Raw genomic sequence first — 25,452 nt, 5'->3', positions numbered from 1 at the left:
CCGGCCCGGAAGGCTGGAGCCATGCCCAAGAAACCACCCGTGCCGGACGCCGAGCTCGGTCACCCTCGCGTTCGCACCGCCTTCCTCCGGATGAAGGTGCTCGTCTCCTGCTACCTCGGCCTCAGTGTCCTCGCCCTGGTCGTGGCCTACCTCTGGCGGAACAGGCCGGAGCTGGTGACCGACCTCGTCTGGGTCCGCGGCGAGGGCGTCCTCATCGCGTCCGTGGTGCTGCTCCTGTTCGTCCTCGGGACCGCGCGAGGACGGCACGGCGCTTACCTGCGGCTGCGGATCGCCTCGGCCGCCATGGTCGTGGCCATCGCGGTGCTGATCTCGCTTCCCGGCCTCCTCCCGGTGTGGATGCGGGTCGAACAAGGACTCTGCGGACTCGTCCTGATCGGGGTCGCGGTGATCGCGAACGGAACCCGTCTGCGATCGGTGTTCGCCCGCCGATGAAACGAGAAGTCAAACCGGGATTAACCCGCCCATTTCCGGGTTTCACCGGAACCACGACTAAAATCAGTCCGGTGTGCCGTCCTAGTGCGACCCTCGCGGTCTGGTCTTCGGCGTGGCTGAACGGAGCCGCCGCCTCCGACGACGTCCTTGACGCCCTTCAGGTCTGGGGCGAAGCCCACGACTTCGTCGCCGCCGACGCGGCGGCTGCCGAGGCGTTCGACCTGCCGCTCGCGTTCAACCGTGCGGCGACCCCGGTCCAGCTGCTGCTCGCCCTCCGCTCGCAGGGCGCGAAGAGCATGCAACTGCTGCTCCCGGTGCCCGGTGACGTCCGCGGGCTGGGAGGTGGCGGGCCGTTCACCGAAGCCGCGTTGCGGACCGGCGAGGCCGTCGTGCTCCCGGACCTCGGCTACGGCGTGGTGCCCGAGGCGATCGCCGAAGGCCTGATGCGGTGGACCGTGTACTCGGTGCCCATGCCGGGTCTCCTCGAGTATCGGCCGCTGGGCGAGGCCGAGCACGGCCTGACCGACGCGATCCGCGCGAGCGCCGGCGCGCTGCAAACCCTGGACGTCGCCAGTGAGCGGCCAGGGGTGCGAGCGGAACTCTCGGCGCGGCTGCGATCGGCCACCGACGCCCCCTGGCCGGCGGGGATGCCCGGCCGGGCGCTGCGGGTGCTTCAGCGGTCCGAGGAGATCGCGGCGATCCTGGCCATCGCCGAGTCCGACGATCCGGGCGGCGCGCTCTCTGCGTCGGCGGCACTTCAGCGGGCGGAAGCCTTGCGGCCGCTGAACGAGGCCGTCCGCAACGCCCGCTGCGCGGCGATCAACGAAGCCGTGCGGGTGTTCGCGGAACAGGCGGACAGGCACCCGTAATCACGCGGCCACGGCGTGTCCCTTCAGGACCTTCTCGGCGTAGCGGGCAGACCACAGGGAAAGCCCGCCGATGACGGCGATGAGCAAGACCACGCTGAGCGCGTTCATCACGTCGGCCGACAACGCGTAGACCAGCGGCACCCGGACCACGGCCTCCAGCAGCAGAACCACGCCCCACACCGCCGACATCCGGGTGAAGGCCCGCCGAAAGGCAGGGACCTCGTCGCCAAGCTGGTCGATCTCGGCACGTTTGGCCGCGCCGGAACCGGCGCGCACGGCGACGAGCACCATCGGCGTGCGACCGAAACAGCTCACCAGCAGCACGATCGCGGCGGTCGCGGTGCCGAAGGATTCCTTCAGCAGCAGGAATTTCGCGTCACCGGTGACCAGGGAAAGCACAAGCCCGACCCCGAGCACACCGGCCAGCAACGCGGCGAAGCCGTCGAAGGACCGGTCGCGGACCGCGACCCAGGCGATCCGGCAAGCGGCCATCACCGCCCCGGCCAGCAACGAGACCTGTTCGCTCTGTCCGGCGAGCCGGAGGCCGTAGTAGGCGGCCAAAGGAAGCGCGATGTCCCACAGGAGCAGGGAAAGCGTCGGGTTCTTGCCGCGCGTCGTCACGACGGCGTCTTCCCTTCCGCGTCGCATTCGGTCAGGAAGGCCGAGATCCGCGTGTTGACCTCGGCCGCCGCTTCACCCGCGATGGCGTGAGTCGCCGACGGCCAGAGTTCGACCTGTCCCCGCGACAGCAACTTGCGGGCGCGGGAGGCCGCGTGTTCCGGTCGGTGGATGACGCTGCGCCCGGCCACCAGGGCCAGCACGGGCATCCGCAGAGAACGCAACTGCGCGTCGGTGAACAGCTTGGGCGACGGCAGGGCGATGCGGTAGGTCCGCATCCCTTCGTCGATCACGCGCGCGACCGGATCCGTGGCGTCGACCTCCGCGCCGCCGGAGATCCAGCGGAGGAATGACGGGCGCGCCCACCGGTTGACGACGGGGATCGCGGTCAGCGTGGCACGGACGACCAGTCCCGCGGTCAGTCCGCCGAACGTCAGCACCGGGTCGATCACGGTGAGCGATTTCAGCCGTTCCGGCGCGCTCACGGCGAGGTTGGCCGCGAGCCAGCCACCGAACGAGTACCCGATCAGGTGCACGGCGTCCAGGTCGAGTTCCGTGACCACCGTGGTCAGCCAGGCGGCTTGGTCCGCTCCGTCGCGGATGGGGGCGGTCTGTTCACTGCGCCCGGCCTCGCCGATGAGGTCCACCGCGTAGACCTCGCCGTGCTCGAGCAGCGCCTTGAGGTTGGGCTCCCACATCACGACGGTTCCCGCCCGCCCTGGCAGCAGGACGATCGGCGTCCCGCCCGGTTTCCCGAACCGGTACACGCGCGCCACCCCGAACGCCGTCTGGATGTCGTGTGTCCCGGCCGGTGCGGGCAAAGCCGCCAGACCACGTTCATAGACGGCCTCGTACTCGGCTCGCGCCTCCGACGAGGCGAACCCGCCCACCTTCATTAGTCCTCCCCTTTTTCACGGTACGATCGGATTGTAAAGCAGTTGGTGATATGTTGGCAATCCGATCGGACTGCCAAAAGGAGGAGCGGATGCCCAAGCGTGTCGATCACGAACTCCGGCGGCAGCAGATCGCCGCGGCCGTCCGCCGTATCGCGGCCGACCGGGGGCTGGAAGGTGTCAGCCTGAACGAGGTCGCGGCCGAGGCCGGGATCTCGAAGGGATTCGTCCAGCACTACTTCGCGTCGAGAGACGACATGCTGCGCTTCGCGGTCACCACCTTGCGAGGTGGACTCGAGGAGCGCATCGCCACCCCGCCGGAGGTGCAGCCCCGCGTCCGGGATCTGCTCATCGCCTTGCTGCCCCTCGACGAGCCCGGCCGGGACGCCGCGCTGGTCGCCAACGCCTTCGTCGTGCGCGCGCTCAAGGACCCGGAGATCGCCGGTCATTTCCGGACCGGTCACGGGCTGCTCCGCGACGCGGTGGCGGCTCTGCTCACCGCCGCCCAGGACGACGGGGATCTCTTGCCCGCCGTCGACCCCACGACCGAAGCGGCCCTGCTCCTGGCCCTGGTGTCCGGCCTGGGAGACGCGGTGCTGCTGGGTTACCAGACCGGCGAAGAGGCCGTCGCGTCGATCGACCTCCATCTGTCGAGGATCACCTCTACCCCGAGGAAAACCCCATGACACGTCGCGCCGCGCCGGTACTCGCCGTCGCCTGGCTCGCCCTGCTCAGCGCGTGCGGACCGAGATACGACGAGGCCACCACGGAACTCGTCCCCAGCCCCGCGCCCACCTCGGCGGCGAAACCGGAGGAGTCTCCCCGCGACCTCGTGGGCAAAGTCCGGCACGACATCAAGGAGCGGGCCGAGACCATGATCGGCGGGCCGGATCCCGGACTCACGCTTCAGTGCGGCGAGTTCTCCGGCTCATCGCTGAGCTGCTCGGCCCGCTTCAAGGACCAGACCGTCCAGATCGACGCCAGGGTCTACGACTACTCCCCCGGCAAGGCCTTCGACAGCTACAAGCAGGAGATCACCGCGAAGGCCCGGCTCCTCGTCCGGGATGTGGTGCACCGGGAGTTCCACAAGTCGATCATGGCCTCCAGGACGGCGACCCTCTCGACGCCGAAGACGTCCTTCGCTGCGACAAGATCCCTGAGGTGACCACGGTTCGGCTGGGCGTCGACGACGAGTTGGCGGACACCGGTATCCGCTGCTACCACTACGGCGGGACGCTGACCACGACGAAGCACCTGAAGGTCAGGTCCACCAGCATGGGCTTCTACGACTGAGCGGCTCGTGAACGGTGCCGTGTCCTGCTCCTTCGGGCGCCCTTCGGGATGCCTCAAAGGAGGCCTTCAGGACGTTCAACGTCCCCAAGAGGACCTTCGAGACACGGCACCCGACCCCAGGTTGCGCCCACTGTGGCAGCGGACCCTCAACGCCCCCAACGCCATAGTGGGTGCACACCCCGACGGCCCGACACATTTGCCTCACCCCTCAATAAGTCTGCTCCGTGAAGGCCTCCTTCCCTACCTTCAGGGTAGGGAAGGAGGCCTTCACGGACACTGAGGAAACTCGACCTTCACACCCACCCAGGTACCTGAAGCGAGGACGGTTCTGGCGGACCCGTATTTGCTTACCCGCTGGTGCGGCCGGCACGACCTTGATCAACGGAAGATTGGGGACGGTGAGTGTCCCGGATCCTCCGTTGATCAAAATCCGAGACCGGGCGACCGTCGTGCAGGTCAGGCACAGGTAGGCAAATACCGGTCCGCTCCAAAGAGCCCTGCCATGACGCTCAAGGGCGCGCGGGCCGCTTCGCGGGCTCGCAGCATCCGATCGCGCAAGGCGCTCCGTTGACCGTGCATCCGGCCGCCGGGAACGGCGACAGCTTCCGCGCCGGCGCCCCTTCCGTGTGCTCCCGGATCAGCTCCACGACCAGCTCCGCGAACCGCGGGTCGGTGTCCGGCGTCGCGGCCCGCGCGAAACCCATGCCGTGCTCCGCGGCGCGCTCGGCGGCCTCGTTGTCGAGGTCCCAGATCACCTCGAGGTGGTCGGACACGAAGCCCACCGGGCAGACGACCACCGAGGTGACGCCTTCCGCGTGCAGCGCGTCGATATGGTCGACGATGTCCGGCTCCAGCCACGGCACCTGGGGCGGGCCGGAGCGCGACTGCCACACGACGTCGTAGGTCTCGATACCCGCTTCGGCCGCGACGAGACGCGCGGCCTCGGCGATCTGGCGCGAGTAGCGGCGGCCGCCTTCCGATGGCGGCCCGGACGCGGTGTCGGCGGACTCGGGCACCGAGTGGGCGCAGAAGACCGTCCGGGTCCCTGGCTGGTTCCCCAGCTCCGCGTGCGCGGCGCGGACGGCGTCGGCGAAGGCCGCGATGAACAGCGGGTGGTCGAAGAACTGCCGCAGCTTAACCAGTTCCGGCGCGCCTTCGCCGACGGCAGCGCGGGCGCGCTCGATGTCCTCGTCGTACTGGCGGCAGGCGGAGTAGCCGCCGTACGCGCTCGTGGGGAAGACCAGGACACGCTGGGCGCCCGCCTTGGTGATCTCCGTCAGCGTGTCCTCGACCATCGGCCGCCAGTTGCGGTTGCCGAAGTGCACGGGCAGATCGATCCCGGCCGCCGCGAGCTGCTTCTCCACCGCGGAGATCGCGTCCCGGTTCAGGCGGTTGATCGGCGAGACCCCGCCGAAGTGCTGATAGTGCTCGGAGACTTCCAGTAGTCGTTCCCGCGGGACTCCTCGTCCCCGCGTGACGTTCTCCAGGAACGGCATCACTTCATCGGGCCCCTCGGGACCACCGAACGAAAGCCAAAGCAGCGCGTCGTAACCCACCCCGTCATCTTGCCGTTGTGGCGCCCCGCACGCTGACCCGACCCATTTTGAACTGACCGATCCAAAACCTGGTACGGTCGTTCCCATGGCCAGGCCCAAGGAATTCGACGAGCGCGCCGCTGTCGGGCGTGCCATGGACGCGTTCTGGGCCCGCGGCTACGAGGGCACGTCGACACAGGCTCTCTGCGAAGCCACCGGCCTGGGCCGCAGCAGCATCTACAACACCTTCACCAGCAAGCACGAACTGTTCATGCGCGCGCTCGATCACTACGCCGAGCGTGGAATCGTGCTCAGAACGGCCCTGCTGGAGGAATCCGGGACCGGCGCCGAGCGGTTCCGGGCCTTGTTCTCGTACACGATCGACGAGGAAGTCACCCACCGCGGCCGAGGCTGCCTCGTGGTCAACACCGTGGCCGAGTTCGGCGATCGCGATCCCGAGATCAAGGCGCGGATCGACGCCGACACCCGGCGGCACCTCACCCTTCTCGCGGCCAGCGCCAGGGAAGGACAGCTCGACGGGACGATCGACAACGCCCGCGAGCCCGGCGACGTCGCCGAGTTCGCGCACAGCACCGTCGCCGGACTCCGGCTGATGTCCCGCCGCGGCGCCGGACGGGCGGCCATGGAGGCCGTCGCCGGCATCGCACTGGACGCGATCACCGCGAAGTAAACCGAACCAAGCCTTGTGCGCAACGCTGCCCACATTTTGGACTGATCAATACAAAACTGGAGGGAAGTTCCCGTGCCTTTGGCAGTCTGCGTACTCGGACTGAGCGTGTTCGCGCTCGGCACGTCCGAGTTCATGATCACCGGCCTGCTGCCGGGGATGGCGGCCGATCTGAACGTCGGCATCCCGGAGGCCGGGCTGCTCATCTCGGCCTTCGCCATCGGCATGGTCGTCGGCGCTCCCCTGCTCGCGATCGCGACGCTGAGGGTGCCGAGGCGTGCCACCCTGATGGCCCTGCTCGTCGTCTTCGGGATCTCGCACGTCATCGGCGCGCTGGGGTCCGGGTACGCCCTGCTCTTCGCGACCCGCGTCGTCAGCGCCGTCGCCTGCGCCGGTTTCTGGGCGGTCGCGGCGGCCACCGCCGTCGCGCTGGTCCCGGTCGAACGCCGCGGCCGCGCGCTGGCCATCCTGGTCGGCGGGCTCACCGTCGCGAACATCGCCGGGGTCCCCGCCGGGACCTTCCTCGGCCAGCACGCGGGCTGGCGGGCCGCTTTCTGGGCGGTCACGGCGCTGACCGTCATCGCGTTGATCGGCGTCTTCGCCCTCGTCCCGGAAACGCAGAACGGCGAGGACAAGACGGACGTCGCGACCGAGCTGCGCTTGTACCGCGGAGGCCGGTTCTGGCTGGCGCTCGGCGTGATCGCCTTCGCCCAAGCGATGATCTTCGCGACCTTCAGCTATCTCGCTCCCCTGTTGACCGAAATCGCCGGACTGCCGGAGAGCTGGGTGCCGGGAGTGCTGTCGCTGTTCGGACTCGGCGCGCTGATCGGCATCACCGTCGGCGGACGGCTCGCCGACGCGAGGCCCTTCGCGACTCTCTACGGCGGCCTCGCCGTCGCCCTGCTCGCTCTGGTATTGCTCGCGCTCTCCGGCCCGGCGACCCCGGTCGCGATCTTCGCCGTGTTCCTGTTCGGCGTCGCCGGATTCGGGATCAACCCCGCCTTGAACGTCCGCGCCTTCGCCGTGGCAGGCAACGCTCCCACGCTCGTCGGCGCGAGCACGACCGCCGCCTTCAACGTCGGCAACACCGTCGGCCCCTGGCTCGGCGGCGAGTCGATCGACGCCGGACTCGGCTATCCCAGCGTCGCGTGGGTGAGTGTCGGACTCGGGGTCGCCACCGTGCTAGCCCTCACCTTCGCCGTCGGGATCCAGCGCACCGACGACACCCGCCTGCTTCGCGAACCTGTTACCCAGTAAGGAGAATCATGTCCGACCGAACCCGAACCGTCCTCGACGAGTTCTTCCGCCGAATGTCCACAGGGGACACTGACGGCGCCACGGAACTCTTCGCCGAAAACGTCGCCTGGGACATCCCCGGCGCCACGGAACTGGTCCCATGGATCGGCCCGCGCCGGAACCCGGCGGAAATCCGCGAGTTCTACGATCTGCTCGACAAGGGCCTGATCAAGGACCGGTTCGACGTCGAACGGGTGCTCGCCGACGGGCCGCACGCGGTCGCGATCGGCCGTCTCCGCTCGATCATCCGCAGCACCGGCAAGGTCATCGAGACGGCGTTCACCATCGAGTTCGAGGTGAACGACGACGGCCTGATCACCAAGTACCTGCTGCTCGAGGACTCCTGGCACGTCGCGAACGCCGTCCTGCCCTGAAGTACATGAAGGCCCCCTTCCTTGCGCCTGACGCAAGGAAGGGGGCCTTCATGTACTCGCGAACTCAGATGCCGAGGGCGTGCACTCCGCCGTCGACCATGATCATCGAGCCGGTCGTGGCGGGCAGCCAGTCCGACAGCACGGCGCAGACCGACTTCGCCGTCGGGTCCGGGTCGGAGCTGTCCCAGCCGAGCGGCGCGCGGTCACCCCAGCCCTCCTCCAGCTCGGAGAAACCGGGGATCGACTTCGCCGCCATGGTCTTCATCGGACCGGCGCTGACCAGGTTGACCCGGATGCCCTTCGGGCCGAGGTCGCGCGCCAAGTACCGGTTCACCGACTCCAGCGCCGCCTTCGCCACGCCCATCCAGTTGTAGACGGGCCACGCGACGCGCGCGTCGAAGTCCATGCCGACGATCGACGAACCCGGCGAGAGCAGCGGCAGGGTCGCGACGGCCAGGGACTTGAAGGAGAACGCCGAGACGTCGACGGCCACCTTCACGTCCTCGCCGGGGGCGTCCAGGAACGGCGCGCCGAGGCAGGACTGCGGGGCGAACCCGATCGAGTGCAGCACGCCGTCGAGCCCGTCGACGTGCTCACGGACGCGGTCGGCGAGCGAGTCGAGGTGCTCCTGGTTGGTGACGTCCAGCTCCAGCACCGGCGCCTCCTCGGGGAGACGCTTGGCGATGCGCTCGACGAGCGACAGCCTGCCGAAGCCGGTGAGCACGACCTTCGCGCCCTCCTGCTGCGCGATCTTGGCCGCGTGGAACGCGAGCGAGGCGTCGGTGATGACGCCGGTGATCAGCAGGCGCTTGCCTTCGAGCAGTCCTGGCACGGGACCTCCAGTCCGGAGTGGTTTCGATCAGTACGGGAAAACGGGGACGTCAGTGGCCCATGCCGAGGCCGCCGTCGACCGGCAGCACCGCGCCGTTGACGTAACCGGCCTCTTCGGAGGCGAGGTAGCGGACAGCGGCGGCGATCTCCGACGGCTCGGCGTACCGGCCGGAGGGAACCTGGGCGAGGATCTCCTTCTTGCGGTCCTCGCCGAGTTCGTCGGTCATGTCCGTGGCGACGAAGCCGGGGGCGATGACGTTCGAGGTGATGTTGCGCGAGCCCAGCTCACGCGCGAGCGAGCGGGCGAGACCGACGAGACCGGCCTTGCTCGCCGCGTAGTTGACCTGACCGGCCGAACCGGTGAGGCCGACGACGGACGAAATGAAGATGTAGCGGCCCCACTTCCCGCGCAGCATGCCGCGGGAGGCGCGCTTGGCGACCCGGTACGCGCCGGTGAGGTTGGCGTCCACCACGCGGGTGAACTGCTCCTCGCTCATCCGCATGAGCAGGGTGTCGTCGGTCATGCCCGCGTTCGCGACGAGGACCTCGACCGGGCCCTGGTGCTCCTCGACGAGCTTGAAGGCGGCGTCGATCTGCTCGGCGTCGGTGACGTCGGCCTGCACCCCGAAGAGGCCTTCGGGCGCGCCGGAACCGCGGTGCGTGATCGCGACCTTGTGCCCCTGCGCCGCGAGGTCCTTCGCGATCGCCAAACCGATGCCGCGGTTGCCGCCGGTGACCAGTACCGACCGTCCCACTTCAGCTCTCCTCGCCTCGTCTTCGTCCGTGACCGCACTGAGGCTATCGGCTCACCCGGCGCACGCCGGAGCCGCGCCACCCCTACCTCCGGGTAACCGCGACCGTCCTAAGCGGATGTTAGGAACCGGGCCGAAACCTTGCCCGGCCGTCACGGATTGTTCACCGTGAGCCGGAACACAGGAGGTCAAAGATGACAACCCGGATCGGTGAAGCGTCGCCGCCCGCAAGCGAGAGGCGAGTCGTCGGCAACGTGCTGCGCGGCTCCATCGGCAACCTGGTCGAGTGGTACGACTGGTACGCCTACGCCGCCTTCACCACGTACTTCGCCAAGTCCTTCTTCCCCACCAAGGACACGACGGCGGCCTTCCTCGGCACCGCGGCGGTGTTCGCCGTCGGCTTCCTCATGCGACCACTCGGCGGCTGGATGCTGGGCCGGTTCGCCGACCGCTTCGGGCGACGAAGCGCACTCGTGCTTTCCGTCACGTTGATGGCGACGGGGTCGCTGATGATCGCCGTGACGCCGACCTACGCCAGTATCGGGATCGCCGCGCCGATCCTGCTGCTGGTCGCCAGGCTCATCCAAGGACTGTCGGTCGGCGGCGAGTACTCGACCTCCGCGACCTATCTGTCCGAAGTGGCCACTCCGGGCAAACGCGGCTTCTACTCCAGCTTCCAGTACGTGACGCTGTACGGCGGCCAGCTGCTGGCGCTCGGCCTCCAGCTGCTGCTGCAGGCCGTCCTCACCGAGCAGCAGCTGACCTCGTGGGGCTGGCGGATCGCGTTCGCCGTCGGCGCGCTCGCCGCGGTCGTGGTGATGATCCTGCGCCGCGGGATGGACGAGTCGGCCAGTTTCGAGGAGACCAAGGCCTCCGGCACCGGCAAGGACGCGGGCGACAAGGGCACGCTGCGCGCGCTGGCCAAGTACCCCAAGGAGATCGCGCTGGTCGTCGGCCTCACCCTCGGCGGAACGGTGTCCTTCTACACCTTCGCCACCTACAGCCAGAAGTTCATGGAGAACACCGCGGGCATCCCGCGCCGGACGGTCACGCTGATCCTGTTCTGCGCGATCCTCGTCGCCGCGATCCTGCAGCCGCTCGCCGGGAAGCTGTCCGACCGGATCGGCCGCCGCCCGCTGCTGATGTTCTTCGGGATCGCGGGCACGCTGCTGACCGTCCCGATCATGACGCTGATGGGCGGGACCAAGGAGCCGGTGCTCGCCTTCCTGCTGATGCTGTCCGGGCTGGTGATCGTCACCGGGTACACCTCGATCAACGCGATCGTGAAGGCCGAGCTGTTCCCGACGAAGATCCGCGCGATCGGCGTCGGTCTCCCCTACGCGCTCACCGTGGCGATCTTCGGCGGGACCGCCGAGCTCATCGCGCAGGCGCTCAAGGGAGCGGGCCACGAATCGGTGTTCTTCTACTACGTCGCGGGCTGTGTCCTGGTCTCGCTCATCGTGTACGGCACAATGCGGGAAACCTCGAAGACCTCGGAGCTGGACAGCAAGAAGGCCGAGCAGGTGTCGGCTCGCGAAGGCTAGACGGGAAGGTGTGGTCATGCGGTTGCTGCTGGTCGAAGACGACTCCGGCGTCGCCGACGCGCTCGCCGAAACACTGCAGGCGCGTGGCCACACCGTCTCCCACGCGGTCCGGGGCTGCGACGCGCTGCACCGGCATCGCGAGGCCGACGTGATCCTGCTGGATCTCGGCCTGCCCGACATGGACGGGCTCGACGTCCTCCGCAAGGTGCGGCAGGTGTCACTGGTGCCGGTGCTGGTCCTCACCGCGCGCGGGGACGAGCGGTCCGTGGTGCGCGGGCTGCGGCTCGGCGCCGACGACTACCTGACCAAACCGGTCCGCCTCGCCGAACTGCTGGCGAGGATGGACGCGGTCGTGCGCCGCGCCGCCGTCCCGGCCGTGCCGCAGGACGACGTCGTCCGCGTCGAGGACGTCGAGATCGACCTCGGGGCGCGGCGGGTGCTGGTCGACGGGGCCGACATCGGTCTCACCACCAAGGAGTTCGCCGTGCTGGCGGTGCTCGCCGCCCGGCCCGGCACCGCGGTGAGCCGCCAGCAGCTGATGGACGAGGTCTGGGGCGACGCGTACCTCGCCGTCTCCCGTTCGCTCGACGTGCACCTGACCCAGCTGCGCGCGAAACTCGACCGGCCGGGGTTGCTGACCACGATCCGGGGATTCGGCTATCGCTTCGGCCGGGACTGACCGGTGCGCGCCCGGCTGCTGGTCGTCCTCGTCGCGCTCGCGCTGACCGTGGTCGCCGCGTTCGCGATCCCGCTCTTCGGGTCGACCGCCGCGCAGCGGACCCAGCAGCTGGTCATCGCCCGTAACGCCGACGTCGACCGGTTCGTCGTCCTCGCCCAGCAGGCCGTCGACGCCGGTGACGCGACCACGCTGGCGGTCGACGCGGCGCGGTATTCGTCGTTATACGGCGAAGCCGTCGTGGTGGTCGACGCGCGGGGGCTGCCGCTGGTCGAAACCGGCGGGATGACGGCCGCGGAGCCCGTCGTGCGTTCTCTCGTCGAGTCCGCGCTGCGCAACCAACCGGCGAAGGGGCCGGAACAACTGAGCCCGTGGTCCGCGGATCCGGTCTCTTTCTCCCGTCCGGTCGGCACCGGGACGCGGGTGGCCGGGGTGGTCGTGCTCCGCGCTTCGGTGACCACTGCGGCGGCCGACATCACCACCCGCTGGTCCGCGATCGTCGCGGGTGCGATCCTCGTCGCGGTCGTGTTCGTCCTGCTCGCGGTGCTCCTGGCCCGCTGGATGGTGCGGCCGCTGCACGAACTGGAGACCGGCGTGCAGGCGGTGACCGAGGGGTATCGCGCCCAGGTCCCCGACCGGGCCGGGCCGCGGGAACTGCGTTCGCTCGCGACGTCGTTCAACCGGATGTCCGACGCCGTCGTCGAAGCGTCCGAGCAGCAGCGGCGGCTCGTCGCCGACGCCTCGCACCAGTTGCGGAATCCGATGGCGGCCTTGCGGTTGCGCGTGGATTCGCTGGCCGCGCAGGTCGACGGCGACGGCCAGCGGGCCTACCGGGCGACCGTCGCGGAGGTCGAACGCCTGGAGTCCCTGCTCGACGGGCTGCTCGCGCTGGCGCTCGCCGAAAGCGCCGCGACCCGGCTCGCCGCGGGCGAATCCGGTGACGAACCCTGCGATCTGCCGGCGGTGCTGGCCGAACGGGTCGACGCGTGGCGCCCGTCTGCCGAAGACGCGGGAGTCGGCCTCGCGGCGGCGGACTGCCACGACGAGCCGGTGCCCGTGCGGTGCTCGGAAAGCGAACTGGCCCAGGTGCTGGATGTCCTGCTGGACAACGCGGTCCACTACGCCGGCCGGGGCGCCGCCATCACCACCGGCTACGAAACCGGCGACGCGACGGCCACGGTCTTCGTGTCGGACAACGGTCCCGGACTGTCCACTGAGGACCGTGAACGGGCGACCGAACGGTTCTGGCGGGCCGGTGGCGACGGCGCGCCGCGCGGGACCGGCCTCGGGCTCGCGATCGCGAGCCAGCACGTGCTCGCCAGGGGCGGGACGCTCGAACTGCGCGAGGCGGCACCGCACGGCCTCGAAGTCCGCGTCGAACTCCCCCTCGCCGGGAGAACACCATGACCGTCACCAGGCGCACCGCGCTCCTCGCCGGGCTCGCCACGCTCGCGGGCTGCTCGACGGCGGGCTACCAGGGCCCCGAACGCGAGGTCGTCATCGCGGCGGGCGAGAGCGGCGGCTTCTATCTCGCCTTCGCCGAACTGCTGGCCCAGCAGCTGAACCGGGCGGAACCGCGCCTGCGCGCGACGGCCGTCGCGACCGAGGCCAGTGTCGAGAACCTGCGACGGCTGCGGGACGGCCGGGCCGATCTCGGGCTCGTCCTCGGCGACGTCGCCGAGTCCGCCCTCGCCGGAGCGGAACCGTTCTCCGTGCCGATCGCGTTCTCCGCCATCGGCCGCGTCTACGAGAACTACCACCAGCTCGTGGTCCGCGCGGACGGTGGCGTGCGGTCGCTTTCCGATCTGGCCGGGCGGCCGGTGGCGATGGGCGCGAACGGGTCCGGCGTCGCCGTGTTCAGCACCCGCCTGTTCGCGCGCGCCAAGATCCCGGTGCACGCGAAGAACCTCCTGCTCGGGGAAGCGATCAACGCGCTCGTGGCCCACGAGGTCGACGCGCTGTTCTGGTCCGGCGGGATCCCCACGCCCGCGCTCAGTGACCTGAATCGCACTACCCCGATAACGCTCCTCCCACTCGACGCCCACCTTCCCGCCCTGCGCGCGGGCTACGGCCCGGTGTACGACCAGGTCCACGTCCCGGCGCAGGCCTATCAAGGGGTCGGAGAACTACGGACGATCGGTGTCGCGAACCTGCTGCTCGCGGCGCCTTCGCTGCCCGACGACGCCGCGGCCGCCGTCGCGCGAGTGCTGGCCGGGCACGCCGCCGACCTCGTCCCGGCGCCCGCCGTCGGGACCCAGTTCCTCGACGTCCGGACGCTGATCGGCACCGGCCAGGTGCCGCTGCATCCCGGAGCCGCGTCGGCCTATCGTGCCCTTCACGGGTGAGTCCGGCTCAATCTCGAGAGTGATGCGCGTAGCGCCGAAGCGCTGCCAGGGTCGGAAACAGGCGGTCACCCGGCCGCCCCGATCCGGAAGGACTCCATAGTGTCATCGAGACACACCAGGGTGGTGCGGGGTTCTGCGCTGGTCGCGGGCCTCGCGCTCGCCGGCGGCCTGGCCACCGCAGCCCCCGCCGTCGCGGCGCAACAGGTCAAACTCACCGCACCCGGCCTCACCGGGCACTACGACATCGGCACCACCGATCTCCACCTCGTCGACAACGCCCGTCCCGATCCGTGGAAACCGGAGCGGCGCCGGGAAGTCATGGCCACCGTCACCTATCCGGCCGACCGGTTCGCCGCCGGCCCGCGGGCACCGTGGCTCACGCCCGGCATGAGCGCCGTCATCGACCAGTCCATAGCGGACGAGAACGACCTCGGCGTCCCGGTCGGCTCCATCGACTGGGCCTCGGCGAAGCGAAGGGCCGAGACCGGCGTCCCGGTCGCGCCCGGAGCACCGAAGCCCGTCGTGCTCTTCTCCCCCGGTTTCGGGGCACCTCGCGAGACGTACTCGGCGACCGTCGACGACCTGGCGAGCCGCGGCTACGTGGTCGTCTCGCTCTCGCACACCTACGAGAGCATGGCCGTCGAGTTCCCTGGCGGCCGGCTCGAAGCGGCGCTTCCGCCGGGTGAAGGTCCCGAGTTCATGAAGAAGGCGCTCGACGCGCGGGTCGGCGACAGCCGGTTCGTCCTCGACCAGCTCACGAAGATCACCCGCGGCGAGAACCCCGACGCGGAGAAGCGACGGCTGCCCCGTGGGCTCGGCTGGTCGCTCGACCTGTCCAAGGTCGGTGCCTACGGGCACTCCTACGGCGGGTTCACCGCGGGCGAGACGATGATCCACGACCGGCGGGTCGACGCCGGGATCAACCTGGACGGCGCGATGGCGACCGCGTTCGGGTTTCCCCCTGGCAGCCCCTACATCCCCGGCGAGGTCACGAAACGCGGCCTGGACCGGCCGTTCATGCTGATGGGCGCCGAAGGCGTCGGCCCGGACGGGAAGCCGCTCCAGCACACCCACCGTCAGCCCGAATTCGACCGGAGCTGGGCGGACTTCTGGGCCAACCAGCGCGGCTGGAAGCGTGACCTGCTCCTGAGCGGCGGCACCACGCATATGGCCTACAGCGATCTGCAGGTCATCGTGCCGCAGCTCGGAGCGCTGGTGACACCGGAGAAGCGGAAGACGGCCATCGGCACCATCGATCCCGGTCGTTCGGTGGCCGCGCAACGGGACTACATCGGCGCGTTCTTCGATCTCCACCTGAAGGGCCGTGACCGGCATCTGCTCGACGGCGAGTCGCCGCGGCATCCGAACATCGACTTCATCGACTGAGCCTGGTGAAGGGCCCTTCCCCCGCAGGGGAAAGGGCCCTTCACGTAGGTTGGAAAACGTGACCGAGCCACGGAAACCGATCGTCGAAATGCCGCTGCGCGTGCGTTACCACGAGTGCGACGGGCAGGGCATCGTCTTCAACGCGAACTATCTCGCCTACGTCGACATGGCCATGTTCGAAGTGGAGAAAGTCCTCTTCGGCTCCCACGAGGAAGCACTGGCACGCGGTGTCGACGTCGTCGTCGCCGAATCGAACCTCCGCTACCGCGCGCCCTGCCGTTACGACGACGAACTGGTCGTCTCCGTGTTCCTGAACCATCTCGGCACGACGTCGCTGATCATCGACTTCGAGATCACCCGCGGCGGGAACCTGTGCACGGAGGTGAACACCCGCTACGTCTTCGTCGATCCGGCCACGCTCAAGAAGGCGGCGCCACCCGCGGCCGTGCGCGAGGTGTACGCCGCCCTCCTGCCCGCTCAGGCGGACTGAACGCCGGGACGCCGGTCTTCGACGACGTAGCTGGCCCGCGTGCTGATCGGCGCGCCGGGGGTGTTCACGAACGGCACCACCCGGAAGTCGCTTTGCCAGCGGTGCCGGTCGACGTTGACCCGGACGTACCCGCGCTGGTTGTTGAAGAACTTCATGTGCGGGTTGGCCTTCAGCAGGTTCTCACCGGCGGGCGTCATGTCCGCGCCGTTGCCGCCGCTGGTGATCGACGTCCCGACGAACTCGCTCGCCACGGTGGGCGAACCAGGGTCGCCGAAGTTCCGCTTGAGGTCCCAGGCGTAGTTCTGGTGCCGGTCACCGGTGATGACCACCAGGTTCCGCACCCCCCGGTCCTGCGCCGCGGCGAGCACACGGTCGCGGTCGGCGACGTAGCCGTCCCACGGGTCGAGGTAGACGTTGGTCGGCTCGCCCGCGTCGGTGTCGGTCTGGCCCATCGGCGCCTGGTTCCCGAGGATCTGCCACCGCGCGCGGGACCGGGAGAAGCCGTCGAGCAGCCACTTCCGCTGTTCCGCACCGAGCAGGGTGCGGTCCTCGTCGAACCGCTCGGTGCAGTTCGCCGACTGGCCGTCGCCGCACGGCTGGTCGTCGCGGTACTGGCGGGTGTCGAGCATGGTGAAGTCGGCCAGTGTGCCGTAGCTCAGGCGGCGGTGAAGCCGCGCGTCCGGCCCCTTCGGCAGCTGCGCGATGCGGTACGGCAGGTGCTCGTACATCGCCTGGAAGGCCTGCGCGCGGCGCCGGCGGAAGACCACCGGGTCCTGGTCGGGCTCGTTGTCCTCCTGGGAGTGGTCGCCCGCCCAGTTGTTCTCCACCTCGTGGTCGTCGTTGACGTGGATCCACGGGAACGCGGCGTGCGCGGCCATCAGCGGCGCTTCGGACTTGTAGAGCGCGTACTGGAGCCGGTAGCGGGCCAGGTCGAAGGTCTCGCCCTTGAACTGCGGGCCCACCGGCGTGCCGCGGCCGACACCCGTGACGCCACTCTCGTAGAGGTAGTCACCCAGGTGCACGACCAGGTCGAGGTCCTCGGCCGCCATGTGGTCGTACGCGGTGAAGTGCCCGGCTTCCCAGTTCTGGCAGGACGCGAACGCGAAGTTCAGCTCACGCGGCGAAGACCACGCGACGGGCGCTGTCCGGGTGCGGCCGACCGGCGAGATCACTCCACCGGTACGGAAGCGGTAGAAGTACTCGTGGTCCGGCGCGAGCCCGTGGATCTCGGGGTGCACGGAATGGCCGAGCTCGGGCGTGGCGACCACCGAGCCGCGACGGATCACCGCGCGGAAACGCTCGTCGAGCGAGACCTCGTACTCGACCCGGACCGGCGTCCGCGGCATACCGCCGAAGCCGTCGGCCTCGTAGGGCTTCGGCGCGAGCCTGGTCCAGAGCACGACGCCACCGGGCAACGGGTCACCCGAAGCGACACCGAGGGTGAAGGGATTTCCGGAGCCGCTCGCGAGCGGCATCGCGCCGGCGGCGTTCCAGGCACCGGTCCCCAGCAGGACGGCGGCCGCGCCCGCGGAGCCGTAACCGAGGAAGCGGCGCCGCGACAGGGGGTGAGGGAGTGAAGGCATGAAGCCCTCCTGTGGTGGGATGGTCACGGGCGGGCCTCATGCTCGTCCGGCTTGATGGCCACCCGGCCGCGCCAAGGCGAAGCGCCCGTGAACGAAAGACGATCAACCCTCGTGTTCCGCATCCTGTTCTACCGCCCCGAAATCCCGCCCAACACGGGTAACGCGATCCGCTTGACCGCGAACACCGGCTGTGAGCTCCACCTGGTGGAGCCGCTCGGTTTCACGCTGGAGGACAAGCAGCTGCGGCGCGCCGGGCTCGACTACCACGACCTCGCGCGCGTCCACGTCCACGCGGATCTCGACGCGGCGTGGGCGGTCTTGCTGCCCGCCCGTGTCTTCGCGTTCAGCGCCTCGGCGACGCGGCTGCACACCGACGTCGCGTACGAGCCCGGTGACGTGCTGATGTTCGGGCCGGAGTCCGCGGGGTTGCCCAGTGAGGTCCAGGAGTCCTCGCAGGTGACCGATCGGGTGCGGCTGCCGATGCTGCCGTCGAGCCGATCGCTGAACCTGTCGAACACCGCGGCGATCAGCGTCTACGAGGCTTGGCGGCAGCACGGCTTCGCCACCCCCTGAGTCGAATCCCCCGTAAGACCCTTGTGGATCAACGGATTCCGTATCTCCACAAAGGACACAAAACTCCGCGAGCGGACGAGTGTGCCCGCGTCCGATCAGCGGTTCCGGCCGCTGCCCGTGTTTCGCCATACTCCGGTGGGCGGCGCACTCAGGCGGATCGGGAGGGGTTCACGTGGTGCGGGGAAAGTTCTTGCTGTGCAGGTTTTTCTCGGTCCTTCTGCTCGGCGGCGCCATCGCCGCGGGCGGCGCGCAGGAGGCGGCGGGTGCCTCGGCGCCGATCGTCGACCTCGGCGCGTTCCCCGTCGACAGCGACAGCCGCGTCGCCGCGATCAACGACGACGGCACCATGGCCGGCGTCTACAGCACCCCGGCCAAAGGGTCGATCGCCGCGCGCTGGAACCCCGACGGCGCGGTGGCCCCGCTCGCGGTGCCGAGCACGCACCGCATGACCGAAGCGCGGGCGATCAACGCCAAGGGGTTCATCGCCGGTTCGGCCTACGACGACATGTCCATCCGGCGGCCCGTGCTGTGGCGTCCGGACGGCTCGTTCACCGAGTTGAGCTCGCCGGATCGCTACGAGCACTCGGAAGCCACCGCGGTCAACACCGCGGGCGTCGTGGCAGGCACCGTCTCGATCGGCTCCCCGCCGGTCGAACGCGCGGCGCGGTGGGACGCGAAGGGCGTCATGACCCTGCTTCCCTTGGCACCGGGCGACACCAAGTCGGCAGCCGCGGCGATCAACGACGCGGGCGTGATCGCCGGGACCTCCGGGGAGCAGCCCGTGCGCTGGAACCCGGACGGCACGGTGGTCCGGCTGCCCCTGCTTCCCGGCGACGACCGCGGTTCGGCCCAAGGTGTCAACAACGCCGGGGTCGTCGTGGGCGGTTCCGGCGCCCACCCGGTGCGCTGGGCCGCGAACGGCACCGCCACCGCCCTGCCCTTCCTCCGCCCCGAGAACCCAGGGGGCGATGCCAGGGCGATCAACGACTCCGGTGTCGTCACCGGCATCTCCAGCGTCGGGGGCGGCCATCACTCCGCGGTGGTGTGGGACGCGCGGGGCGCGATCACCGGCCTCGGCACCCTGCCGGGACACGACCAGAGCGCGGGTGCGGCGATCAACTCCCGCGGCGTCGTGGCCGGTGAATCGGAGCAGACCTCCGTCCGCGGAAGGCACGCCGCGCGCTGGACGGCGCCGGACAAGGCCACCGATCTGAGCCGTTCGTTCCCAGGGGGCGACCGCGCGGAGGCTTTCGCGATCAACGTGCACGGACAGGCCATCGGCCAGTCCCTCACCCCGGACGGGGTGATTCACCCGGTCACCTGGACACAGGGCGGGGTCCTCACCGACCTCTCCCCTGGCTCGAACCGCCCGGAGGCCAACGCCATCAACGCCCACGGCGTCATCGTGGGTACCGACAACCAGAAGCTGAACAAGGACCGCGCGATCCGCTGGGAACGGGACGGGACCATCACGGCCCTCAAGGAGCCGGAGTACCACACCTACCGTTCACGCGCCTATGGGATCAACGACAGTGGGGTGATCGTCGGCAGCGCGAGTTCCCGGCGCGGCAGCGCGCAGCCGACCCGATGGGCCCCGGACGGGACGCCGAGCCTCTTGCCCCTCCTGCCCGGCGACGCCGGTGGCGCCGCGAAGGCGATCAACAACCGCGGGGTGATCATCGGCAGTTCCGGAATCCGCAATGAGACCAACGAGCACGTCGTCCGCTGGGACCCGGACGGGACGATCACCGAGCTGACCGGCCTGCCCGGCGAGAAGTACACCCATGCCGTCGCACTCAACGATCGTGGCGACGTCGTCGGCTACTCCGGGGATCACCCCGTCCGGTGGAGTCCGGACGGCCGGATCACCGAGCTGGCCCTTCCCGAGGGCACCAGCCGCGGCGAGGCGAGCGGGATCAGCGACACCGGGGTCGTGTCGGGCTGGTACCAATTCGGTGTCGCCGGGGCTCCGGGGCGGGCGCTGCGCTGGGCCGCGGACGGGAAGGTGACCGTGTTGCCGTCGCTGCCCGGCGGACAGGAGACCAAGGCTGACGGCATCAACGCCCTCGGTGAGATCGTGGGCTCGTCCGACAACGGCGCCGGTCAAGTGCACGCGGTGCGCTGGCCTGCCACCTCGGAAGCGGGGATCCGACCGGTGCTGAGCCGGTAGCCGGATCCCGCGCCACCACATGGGTTACGGCAGGCGCTGCCCCAGGAAGAGCGAAGCGGCGGCACCGATCATCAGCACCAAGGTCCCGACGATGACCCAAGGCCTGCTCGCGTCGGCGTCCTTCAGCTCGTACCCGATCTGCTCACCGAGGTCGTCGTACACGCGTTTCAGCTCGTCCGCGCTCGCCGCCTTGTAGAAGTCGCCACCGGAAAGGCGGGCGATCTCCTCCAGTGATTCGTCGTCGACCTTCACGTCCTGGGGCTTGCCGTCGATGTCGACGGAGCCGTGCGTGGTCCCGAACGAGATCGACGAGATCGGCACCTGGGCCTGCTTCGCCGCCTGCGCGGCCGTGTAGCCGCCTCGCGGTGCGTACAGGTCGTCCGGGACGGTCTGCTTGCCGTCGCTCATCAGGACGATCCGGGCGGGCGGCGGGCCTTCCGCGCCGCCGACGATCGCCGAGAAGCTCTCGATCGACTGCAACGCGGCGAAGATCCCTTCGCCGGTGGCCGTCGACTGCGCCAGCTTCAGGTTGTCGATCGCCTTCACGACGCCACCGCGATCGGTGGTCGGCGCGACCAGCACGGTCGCCGTCCCCGCGAAGGAGATCAGCCCGAGGTTCACCCCAGGGGTCATGTTCTGCGCGAACGAGCGCGCCGACTCCTGAGCCGCCTTCAACCGGGTCGGGGCGACGTCGGTCGCCTCCATCGACAGCGAGGTGTCGATCACCAGCATCACGGTGGCGCGGTTACGGGGCACCTTCTGCTCGGCCGTCGGCCCGGCGAGCGCGACGGTGAGCACCAGCAGCGAGAGCACGATCAGGATGGCGGGGACGTGCCGCACCCACCCCTGGCTCTTCGGCGCGACCTTCTCCAGCAGTTCCAGGTTGGCGAACCGCATGGTGCGCTTGCGCCGCGCTCGCTGGGAGAGCACGTAGCCCACGGCCACCGCGGCGACCGCCAGCAGCAGCAGGAACCACCACGGCGACGCGAATCCGGTCAGGCTCACGCGACACCACCGGACCAGCGGCGTTTGCGGGCCACCACGAACCGGACCATGTCCGCGATCCAGTCCGAGTCGGTGCGCAGCACCAGATGCGCGGCACCGGCCCGGCGCAGCGCGGCCGCGACCTCCTGCCGGTGAGCGTGCGCCGCGGCGCCGAATTCCTTGCGCAGCAAGGCCGAAGCGTGCACTTCGCGCTGTTTCCCTGTCTCCGGGTCGGCCAGCACGACGGTGCCCACGTCGGGCAGGTCGATGTCGCGCGGGTCGAGGACTTCGATGGCGATGAGGTCGTGGTGCCCGCCGAGCGCGCGCAACGGGCGCTGCCATTCGGTGTCACCGAGGAAATCGGAGATCACGACGGCGAGCCCGCGACGGCGGGGCGGACGGCGCAGTTTCTCCAGTGCCGCGGCGAGATCCCCGCGGACGCCTTCCTCGGCGCGCGGGGTCTCGGCGAGCTTGCGGACCAGCCCCCGCGCGTGCGGGAGCCCGCCGCGCGCGGGGATCCGCGTGATGCTGCCCGCCCCGTTGGAGACGAGCGCGCCGATCCGGTTGCCACCGCCGCCGGTCAGATGCGCGACCGCGGCGGTCGCGCAGACGACCAGGTCGCGTTTCTCGCACAGCGCCGTGCCGAAGTCGAGACTCGCGGACACGTCCGCCACCAGCCATGTCTCCAGCTCGCGGTCGGCGACGGTCTCCCGGATGTGCGGGCTCGTCGTCCGCGCGGTGACCGCCCAGTCCATCCGGCGGACGTCGTCACCGGGCTGGTACGGCCGGGCCTCCCCCGGTTCCGAACCCGGTCCCGGCACAAGGCCGAGATGGTTGCCCTGCAGCAGACCGTCGAGACGGCGGCGCACGTCGAGTTCGAGCGTGCGCAGGCCCGCCTCCATCCGCTCCCCGCGGAGCACCGGCGGTGCCCAGGAAGGACGTTCGCCCTTCTCGTTCTTCACGCTCGCTTCCCTACCTGACCGGTGCACCGGCCGGGACCGGGCCGCCCTGCCCGGCGCCGCCCTGCGGACGGGCCGAGACCTGCGGCAACGGCACGGTCTGCAGCACCCGCGTGATGATGTGGTCGATGGGGACGCCGTCGGCCAGCGCGTCGTAGGACAGCACGAGCCGGTGCCGCAGCACGTCGGGGACGACGTCGACGACGTCCTGCGGCAGCACGTAGTCCCGGCCGCGGACCAGCGCCAGCGCGCGGGCCGCGGCGATGATGCCGAGGCTGGCACGCGGCGAGGCGCCGTAGGACACCCAGCCCGCGACGTCGGCGAGGCCGTGGTCGTTCGGCGTACGGGTGGTGAGCACGAGGCGGACGACGTAGTCGACGAGCGCGTGGTGCACGAAGACCTGCGAAGCGACGTTCTGCAGCCGGACCAGCTCGGACGGGCTCAGCACCTCTTGCGGGGTGGGTGGGGTGACCCCCATCCGGTAGATGATCTCCCGCTCTTCCTCGGCGGTCGGGTACTCGACGACGATCTTGAACAGGAACCGGTCGCGCTGCGCCTCGGGCAGCGGGTACACGCCCTCGTTCTCGATCGGGTTCTGCGTGGCGAGCACGAGGAACGGGTCGGGCATCGGGAAGGTCTGGCCGCCGATCGACACGTGCCGTTCGGCCATCACCTCGAGCATCGCCGACTGCACCTTCGCCGGCGCGCGGTTGATCTCGTCGGCGAGGACGAAGTTCGCCACCACCGGGCCGAGTTCGACGTCGAACCGCTCGGCGCCCTGGCGGTAGATCCGGGTACCGAGGATGTCGGCGGGGACCAGGTCCGGGGTGAACTGCACGCGCGAGAACGAGCCGCCCACCACGCGCGCGAAGGTCTCGACGGCGAGGGTCTTCGCGACGCCGGGGACGCCTTCGAGGAGGAGGTGCCCCCTGGCCAGCAGGCCGACCAGCATCCGCTCGACCAGCCTGTCCTGGCCGACGATGATCCGCTTGACCTCGAACACGGTCCGCTCCAGCAACTGGGCGTCCCGCGCCGGCGTTCCGGGCTGCTGCGCGCCGTCGGCGTAGCCGGGCTCGGTCACTCGTGCCTCCTGTGTTCCCCGCTTGCGTTGTTCCGTCCGGATGTGACCGTAGTGGTCGGTGGCACAGCCGTTCGTGAAGGTAGCCAACCCGATCAGCGGTATGACGGCTGTGAAGGGGCTTTACTCAGGACCAGCGGTCCAGGTCCTCCGGTGTGTCGATGTCGTCGCTCTCCCCCGGTTCCCCCGGCACCTCGACGATCTCCAGCCCGCCCAGCGTCCGCCGCAGCGACGCGTTCTCGACCGTCTCCGGCAAGGCCCCGCGCAGTGCCTCCACCTGCCAGGCGCCGAGCAGCCACTGCCGCTCCCCCGAGTCGTCGACCAGCACGGCTCCCGACGCGACGCCGAGTGAACCCACCAGCCGATCCACTGTGGACGAGCGGACACCGGCGAGATCACCGGCCAGTACGACGACGATCTCCGTGTGTACCAACGCGAGACCGGCGGCCAGCGCGGCCACCGGTCCTGTTCCGGGCGAGGACTCCCGAGTCCACAGCACGTCCCCGAAACCCGGCCGTTCGGGGCCGACGACGATCACCGGGTCCGCGGCCGCTAGTGCGGCCAGAGCCCTGGCCAGCAACGGTTTCCCACCGACGGGGAGCGCGGGTTTGTCCACACCGGACAGTCGGCGCGCGGCACCGCCCGCCAGTACGATCCCCGCGTAAGTCACGACTAGCCGATCAGGCGGGCCGCGTAGGGCATGATGCCGCCGTAGCGCACTGGCGCGACGCGGACCCGCAGGCCCGACTGCGGTGCTTCGACCATCTGTCCGTTCCCGAGGTACATCGCGACGTGGTGGATGCCTCCGCCGCCGCCCCAGAAGAGCATGTCGCCGCGGCGCATCTGGGAGAGCGGCACCCTCCGCCCGGCGTTGTACTGGTATCCGCTGTAGTGCGGGAGCGCCCGCACCCCGGCGAACGCGTAGATCATCAGGCCGGAGCAGTCGAAGCCGATCTTGTTGTAGTCGCCGTAGCGGTCGGCGACGCCGCCGTCGCGGATACCGCGCGTCGGGCCGGAGGTGTTGCCACCGCCCCACGCGTACGGAAGCCCCAGCTGCGACAACGCCCGCTGGACCGCCGCTTCGACGCTCGCCCCGGCGGGAGCCGACTGGACCGGCCTGCTCGACGGGCGGCCACCGCCGCCCTGGCCCTGGCTGGGCCTCGACGCGGCGAGGGCCGCCTGCCGGGCGCGTTCCTCGTCCTCGCGGGCCTTCTGCGCCTTCCAGTCCTCGTAGCGCTGCCGCTGCCCTTGCAGGCCGCTGACCTTCTGCTGCGCTTCGAAGAGCTGCTTCTCGACGCCGGCCTTGTCGGCTTCGAGCTTGTCGTTCTGCGCGACCTGGGTGTCCTGCGCGTGCTGCGCGGCGCTCTGCGCGTTGTCGGCCTCGTGTTTGGCCGCCTCGGCCGCGCGCTTGCGCTCCTGCGCGATCTCCAGCTTCTTGCGCGCCGTCGCGTCCTTGTTGGACTTCTCCGTCTGCGCGCGCTTCATCGTGTCGAGCGCGTTGAGCCTGCTGCCGCCGACAGCGTCGAGCATCTGCGCGCGGCCGAGCAGTTCCTTGGGGCTGTTGGCGGTGAGGTACGCCGACACGGAGCCGATGGTGCTGCCCTGCTGGAAGCTGGCGGCGGCGAACTTGTCGAGGTCGGCGCGGGCCTTGTCGATGGTCGCCTGCGCGGCGTCGGACTGGGTGCGCGCGGACTGCGCCTCGCGGTCGGCCTGGGCGGCTTCGTCCTGCGCGGTGTCCGCGTCGACCCTGGCCTTGTTGGCCTCTTCCATCTTCAGCTCGACGTCGTCGTTGAGCTGGGCGAGCTTCGACTCGGCCTGGGCCAGCTGGTTCGTGAGCCTGCCGACATCACCCGCCTTGGCGTTGGCGTCGGCCTTGCTGGAGTTGATTTCGGAATCGCTGGGATTCGGCGGGGGCGGCGGTACCGCGATGGCGGTACCCGTCACCCCGAGCAACAGGGCGATCCCCAGCGCACCGATGGTCGCGCCACGGCGGGCACCGGCCACAGACCCGGCTTCACCACGCACGATCCACCCACCTCCTGATCTTGAACTTCGAGCTCAC

At 69.9% G+C, this 25,452-nt stretch carries 27 protein-coding genes; 16 read left to right on the top strand and 11 right to left on the bottom strand.

Translation table 11 applies throughout. The features are described from left to right. The first annotated feature begins 21 nt into the window (after positions 1-21). Both AMYAL_RS0130785 and AMYAL_RS0130780 read left to right on the top strand, forming a co-directional pair. Positions 22-453, top strand: coding sequence for a hypothetical protein (locus AMYAL_RS0130785; protein WP_020635129.1), 432 nt, complete (start codon positions 22-24; stop codon positions 451-453). Between the two features lie 71 nt (positions 454-524). Beyond that, on the top strand, positions 525-1,322 hold the full coding sequence (locus AMYAL_RS0130780; RefSeq protein WP_020635128.1) for a hypothetical protein: 798 nt from the start codon (positions 525-527) through the stop codon (positions 1,320-1,322). Here AMYAL_RS0130780 and AMYAL_RS0130775 read toward each other — a convergent pair whose 3' ends face one another. Both AMYAL_RS0130775 and AMYAL_RS0130770 read right to left on the bottom strand, forming a co-directional pair. Beyond that, entirely contained in the window at positions 1,323-1,970 is a 648-nt protein-coding gene (locus AMYAL_RS0130775; RefSeq protein WP_245193159.1) for a DUF3159 domain-containing protein, read from the bottom strand. Next, positions 1,940-2,836, bottom strand: a complete 897-nt coding sequence (locus AMYAL_RS0130770) for an alpha/beta fold hydrolase (protein WP_020635126.1) — start codon at positions 2,834-2,836, stop codon at positions 1,940-1,942. Before AMYAL_RS0130770 ends, AMYAL_RS0130775 begins: the two co-directional genes overlap by 31 nt. An 89-nt stretch (positions 2,837-2,925) precedes the next feature. Between AMYAL_RS0130770 and AMYAL_RS0130765 the strand changes: the two genes are divergently transcribed. Genes AMYAL_RS0130765 through AMYAL_RS50865 form a run of 3 tightly spaced genes read left to right on the top strand, consistent with a single transcriptional unit; the run spans position 2,926 to position 4,126 of the window. Further along, positions 2,926-3,519, top strand: coding sequence for a TetR/AcrR family transcriptional regulator (locus AMYAL_RS0130765; RefSeq protein ID WP_020635125.1), 594 nt, complete (start codon positions 2,926-2,928; stop codon positions 3,517-3,519). Further along, a complete protein-coding gene (locus AMYAL_RS46495) occupies positions 3,516-3,998 on the top strand; it encodes a hypothetical protein (protein WP_020635124.1) in 483 nt (160 codons plus the stop codon). Before AMYAL_RS0130765 ends, AMYAL_RS46495 begins: the two co-directional genes overlap by 4 nt. Continuing rightward, positions 3,995-4,126 (top strand): hypothetical protein, encoded by a 132-nt coding sequence (locus AMYAL_RS50865; RefSeq protein ID WP_020635123.1) that lies wholly within the window; start codon positions 3,995-3,997, stop codon positions 4,124-4,126. Before AMYAL_RS46495 ends, AMYAL_RS50865 begins: the two co-directional genes overlap by 4 nt. A 509-nt stretch (positions 4,127-4,635) precedes the next feature. Here the strand turns inward: AMYAL_RS50865 and AMYAL_RS0130755 are convergent. Continuing rightward, on the bottom strand, positions 4,636-5,682 hold the full coding sequence (locus AMYAL_RS0130755; RefSeq protein ID WP_020635122.1) for a ferrochelatase: 1,047 nt from the start codon (positions 5,680-5,682) through the stop codon (positions 4,636-4,638). Between the two features lie 85 nt (positions 5,683-5,767). On the opposite strand from AMYAL_RS0130755, the gene AMYAL_RS0130750 reads away from it, so the two are divergent. The 3 genes from AMYAL_RS0130750 (at position 5,768) to AMYAL_RS0130740 (ending at position 8,019) form a co-directional block, all read left to right on the top strand. Beyond that, positions 5,768-6,352, top strand: a complete 585-nt coding sequence (locus AMYAL_RS0130750; RefSeq protein WP_020635121.1) for a TetR/AcrR family transcriptional regulator — start codon at positions 5,768-5,770, stop codon at positions 6,350-6,352. 72 nt (positions 6,353-6,424) lie between these two features. Then, positions 6,425-7,606, top strand: a complete 1,182-nt coding sequence (locus AMYAL_RS0130745) for a Cmx/CmrA family chloramphenicol efflux MFS transporter (protein WP_020635120.1) — start codon at positions 6,425-6,427, stop codon at positions 7,604-7,606. Positions 7,607-7,614: 8 nt separating this feature from the next. Continuing rightward, positions 7,615-8,019, top strand: a complete 405-nt coding sequence (locus AMYAL_RS0130740; RefSeq protein ID WP_020635119.1) for a nuclear transport factor 2 family protein — start codon at positions 7,615-7,617, stop codon at positions 8,017-8,019. Between the two features lie 64 nt (positions 8,020-8,083). Here the strand turns inward: AMYAL_RS0130740 and fabI are convergent, their stop codons facing one another. Together fabI and fabG are read right to left on the bottom strand one after the other, a co-directional pair. Further along, on the bottom strand, positions 8,084-8,851 hold the full coding sequence (gene fabI / locus AMYAL_RS0130735) for an enoyl-ACP reductase FabI (protein ID WP_005150156.1): 768 nt from the start codon (positions 8,849-8,851) through the stop codon (positions 8,084-8,086). A 49-nt stretch (positions 8,852-8,900) separates the two neighbouring features. Next, a complete protein-coding gene (gene fabG / locus AMYAL_RS0130730) occupies positions 8,901-9,605 on the bottom strand; it encodes a beta-ketoacyl-ACP reductase (protein WP_016334125.1) in 705 nt (234 codons plus the stop codon). 191 nt (positions 9,606-9,796) lie between these two features. On the opposite strand from fabG, the gene AMYAL_RS0130725 reads away from it, so the two are divergent. The 6 genes from AMYAL_RS0130725 to AMYAL_RS0130700 all read left to right on the top strand — a co-directional run bounded on the left by AMYAL_RS0130725 (position 9,797) and on the right by AMYAL_RS0130700 (position 16,043). Beyond that, a complete protein-coding gene (locus AMYAL_RS0130725; RefSeq protein ID WP_020635118.1) occupies positions 9,797-11,146 on the top strand; it encodes an MFS transporter in 1,350 nt (449 codons plus the stop codon). A gap of 16 nt (positions 11,147-11,162) precedes the next feature. Continuing rightward, positions 11,163-11,825: a response regulator transcription factor gene (locus AMYAL_RS0130720; RefSeq protein ID WP_020635117.1), complete on the top strand. Its 663-nt coding sequence runs from the start codon at positions 11,163-11,165 to the stop codon at positions 11,823-11,825. A gap of 3 nt (positions 11,826-11,828) precedes the next feature. Next, entirely contained in the window at positions 11,829-13,229 is a 1,401-nt protein-coding gene (locus AMYAL_RS0130715) for a sensor histidine kinase (RefSeq protein ID WP_020635116.1), read from the top strand. Next, on the top strand, positions 13,226-14,167 hold the full coding sequence (locus AMYAL_RS0130710; RefSeq protein WP_020635115.1) for a TAXI family TRAP transporter solute-binding subunit: 942 nt from the start codon (positions 13,226-13,228) through the stop codon (positions 14,165-14,167). Before AMYAL_RS0130715 ends, AMYAL_RS0130710 begins: the two co-directional genes overlap by 4 nt. A gap of 99 nt (positions 14,168-14,266) precedes the next feature. Continuing rightward, on the top strand, positions 14,267-15,553 hold the full coding sequence (locus AMYAL_RS0130705) for an alpha/beta hydrolase family protein (protein WP_143267650.1): 1,287 nt from the start codon (positions 14,267-14,269) through the stop codon (positions 15,551-15,553). A gap of 58 nt (positions 15,554-15,611) precedes the next feature. Then, positions 15,612-16,043: an acyl-CoA thioesterase gene (locus tag AMYAL_RS0130700; RefSeq protein ID WP_020635113.1), complete on the top strand. Its 432-nt coding sequence runs from the start codon at positions 15,612-15,614 to the stop codon at positions 16,041-16,043. Here AMYAL_RS0130700 and AMYAL_RS0130695 read toward each other — a convergent pair. Continuing rightward, positions 16,031-17,626, bottom strand: a complete 1,596-nt coding sequence (locus AMYAL_RS0130695) for an alkaline phosphatase D family protein (RefSeq protein WP_020635112.1) — start codon at positions 17,624-17,626, stop codon at positions 16,031-16,033. The genes AMYAL_RS0130700 and AMYAL_RS0130695 overlap by 13 nt on opposite strands. 111 nt (positions 17,627-17,737) lie before the next feature. Here AMYAL_RS0130695 and AMYAL_RS0130690 point away from each other — a divergent pair, with 111 nt between their 5' ends. Together AMYAL_RS0130690 and AMYAL_RS0130685 are read left to right on the top strand one after the other, a co-directional pair. Continuing rightward, the gene (locus tag AMYAL_RS0130690) at positions 17,738-18,199 is read left to right on the top strand and encodes a tRNA (cytidine(34)-2'-O)-methyltransferase (protein ID WP_020635111.1); all 462 of its coding nucleotides are present in this window, start codon (positions 17,738-17,740) and stop codon (positions 18,197-18,199) included. A gap of 190 nt (positions 18,200-18,389) precedes the next feature. Beyond that, positions 18,390-20,369, top strand: coding sequence for a hypothetical protein (locus AMYAL_RS0130685; RefSeq protein WP_245193157.1), 1,980 nt, complete (start codon positions 18,390-18,392; stop codon positions 20,367-20,369). A gap of 24 nt (positions 20,370-20,393) precedes the next feature. On the opposite strand, the gene AMYAL_RS0130680 is transcribed toward AMYAL_RS0130685, so the two are convergent. The 5 genes from AMYAL_RS0130680 to AMYAL_RS0130660 form a co-directional block, all read right to left on the bottom strand. After that, positions 20,394-21,374 carry a VWA domain-containing protein gene (locus AMYAL_RS0130680; protein WP_020635109.1) on the bottom strand — a complete coding sequence of 327 codons (981 nt, stop codon included), beginning with the start codon at positions 21,372-21,374 and terminating at the stop codon, positions 20,394-20,396. Beyond that, positions 21,371-22,255 (bottom strand): DUF58 domain-containing protein, encoded by an 885-nt coding sequence (locus AMYAL_RS0130675; RefSeq protein ID WP_221473007.1) that lies wholly within the window; start codon positions 22,253-22,255, stop codon positions 21,371-21,373. The genes AMYAL_RS0130680 and AMYAL_RS0130675 overlap by 4 nt, the downstream gene beginning before the upstream one ends. A gap of 70 nt (positions 22,256-22,325) precedes the next feature. Further along, positions 22,326-23,393 carry an AAA family ATPase gene (locus tag AMYAL_RS0130670; protein WP_020635108.1) on the bottom strand — a complete coding sequence of 356 codons (1,068 nt, stop codon included), beginning with the start codon at positions 23,391-23,393 and terminating at the stop codon, positions 22,326-22,328. 124 nt (positions 23,394-23,517) lie between these two features. After that, positions 23,518-24,060 (bottom strand): molybdenum cofactor guanylyltransferase, encoded by a 543-nt coding sequence (gene mobA / locus AMYAL_RS0130665; RefSeq protein WP_020635107.1) that lies wholly within the window; start codon positions 24,058-24,060, stop codon positions 23,518-23,520. A gap of 2 nt (positions 24,061-24,062) precedes the next feature. Next, positions 24,063-25,415, bottom strand: coding sequence for an NlpC/P60 family protein (locus AMYAL_RS0130660; RefSeq protein ID WP_026467585.1), 1,353 nt, complete (start codon positions 25,413-25,415; stop codon positions 24,063-24,065). Positions 25,416-25,452: the final 37 nt, after the last annotated feature.

Origin of the sequence: Amycolatopsis alba DSM 44262 (assembly GCF_000384215.1) — a bacterium.
Classification (GTDB): domain Bacteria; phylum Actinomycetota; class Actinomycetes; order Mycobacteriales; family Pseudonocardiaceae; genus Amycolatopsis; species Amycolatopsis alba.
The sequence above is the reverse complement of the archived record's forward strand: the minus strand, read 5'-3'. Positions and strand labels throughout refer to the sequence as shown.

What these genes read in the sequence shown, in the direction of transcription:
- AMYAL_RS0130785 (WP_020635129.1), top strand. Translation starts at nt 22, where the DNA reads ATGCCCAAGAAACCACCCGTGCCGGACGCCGAGCTCGGTCACCCTCGC.
- AMYAL_RS0130775 (WP_245193159.1), bottom strand. Translation starts at nt 1,970, where the DNA reads ATGCGACGCGGAAGGGAAGACGCCGTCGTGACGACGCGCGGCAAGAAC.
- AMYAL_RS0130770 (WP_020635126.1), bottom strand. Translation starts at nt 2,836, where the DNA reads ATGAAGGTGGGCGGGTTCGCCTCGTCGGAGGCGCGAGCCGAGTACGAG.
- AMYAL_RS0130765 (WP_020635125.1), top strand. Translation starts at nt 2,926, where the DNA reads ATGCCCAAGCGTGTCGATCACGAACTCCGGCGGCAGCAGATCGCCGCG.
- AMYAL_RS46495 (WP_020635124.1), top strand. Translation starts at nt 3,516, where the DNA reads ATGACACGTCGCGCCGCGCCGGTACTCGCCGTCGCCTGGCTCGCCCTG.
- AMYAL_RS0130750 (WP_020635121.1), top strand. Translation starts at nt 5,768, where the DNA reads ATGGCCAGGCCCAAGGAATTCGACGAGCGCGCCGCTGTCGGGCGTGCC.
- AMYAL_RS0130740 (WP_020635119.1), top strand. Translation starts at nt 7,615, where the DNA reads ATGTCCGACCGAACCCGAACCGTCCTCGACGAGTTCTTCCGCCGAATG.
- AMYAL_RS0130725 (WP_020635118.1), top strand. Translation starts at nt 9,797, where the DNA reads ATGACAACCCGGATCGGTGAAGCGTCGCCGCCCGCAAGCGAGAGGCGA.
- AMYAL_RS0130720 (WP_020635117.1), top strand. Translation starts at nt 11,163, where the DNA reads ATGCGGTTGCTGCTGGTCGAAGACGACTCCGGCGTCGCCGACGCGCTC.
- AMYAL_RS0130710 (WP_020635115.1), top strand. Translation starts at nt 13,226, where the DNA reads ATGACCGTCACCAGGCGCACCGCGCTCCTCGCCGGGCTCGCCACGCTC.
- AMYAL_RS0130695 (WP_020635112.1), bottom strand. Translation starts at nt 17,626, where the DNA reads ATGCCTTCACTCCCTCACCCCCTGTCGCGGCGCCGCTTCCTCGGTTAC.
- AMYAL_RS0130675 (WP_221473007.1), bottom strand. Translation starts at nt 22,255, where the DNA reads ATGGAGGCGGGCCTGCGCACGCTCGAACTCGACGTGCGCCGCCGTCTC.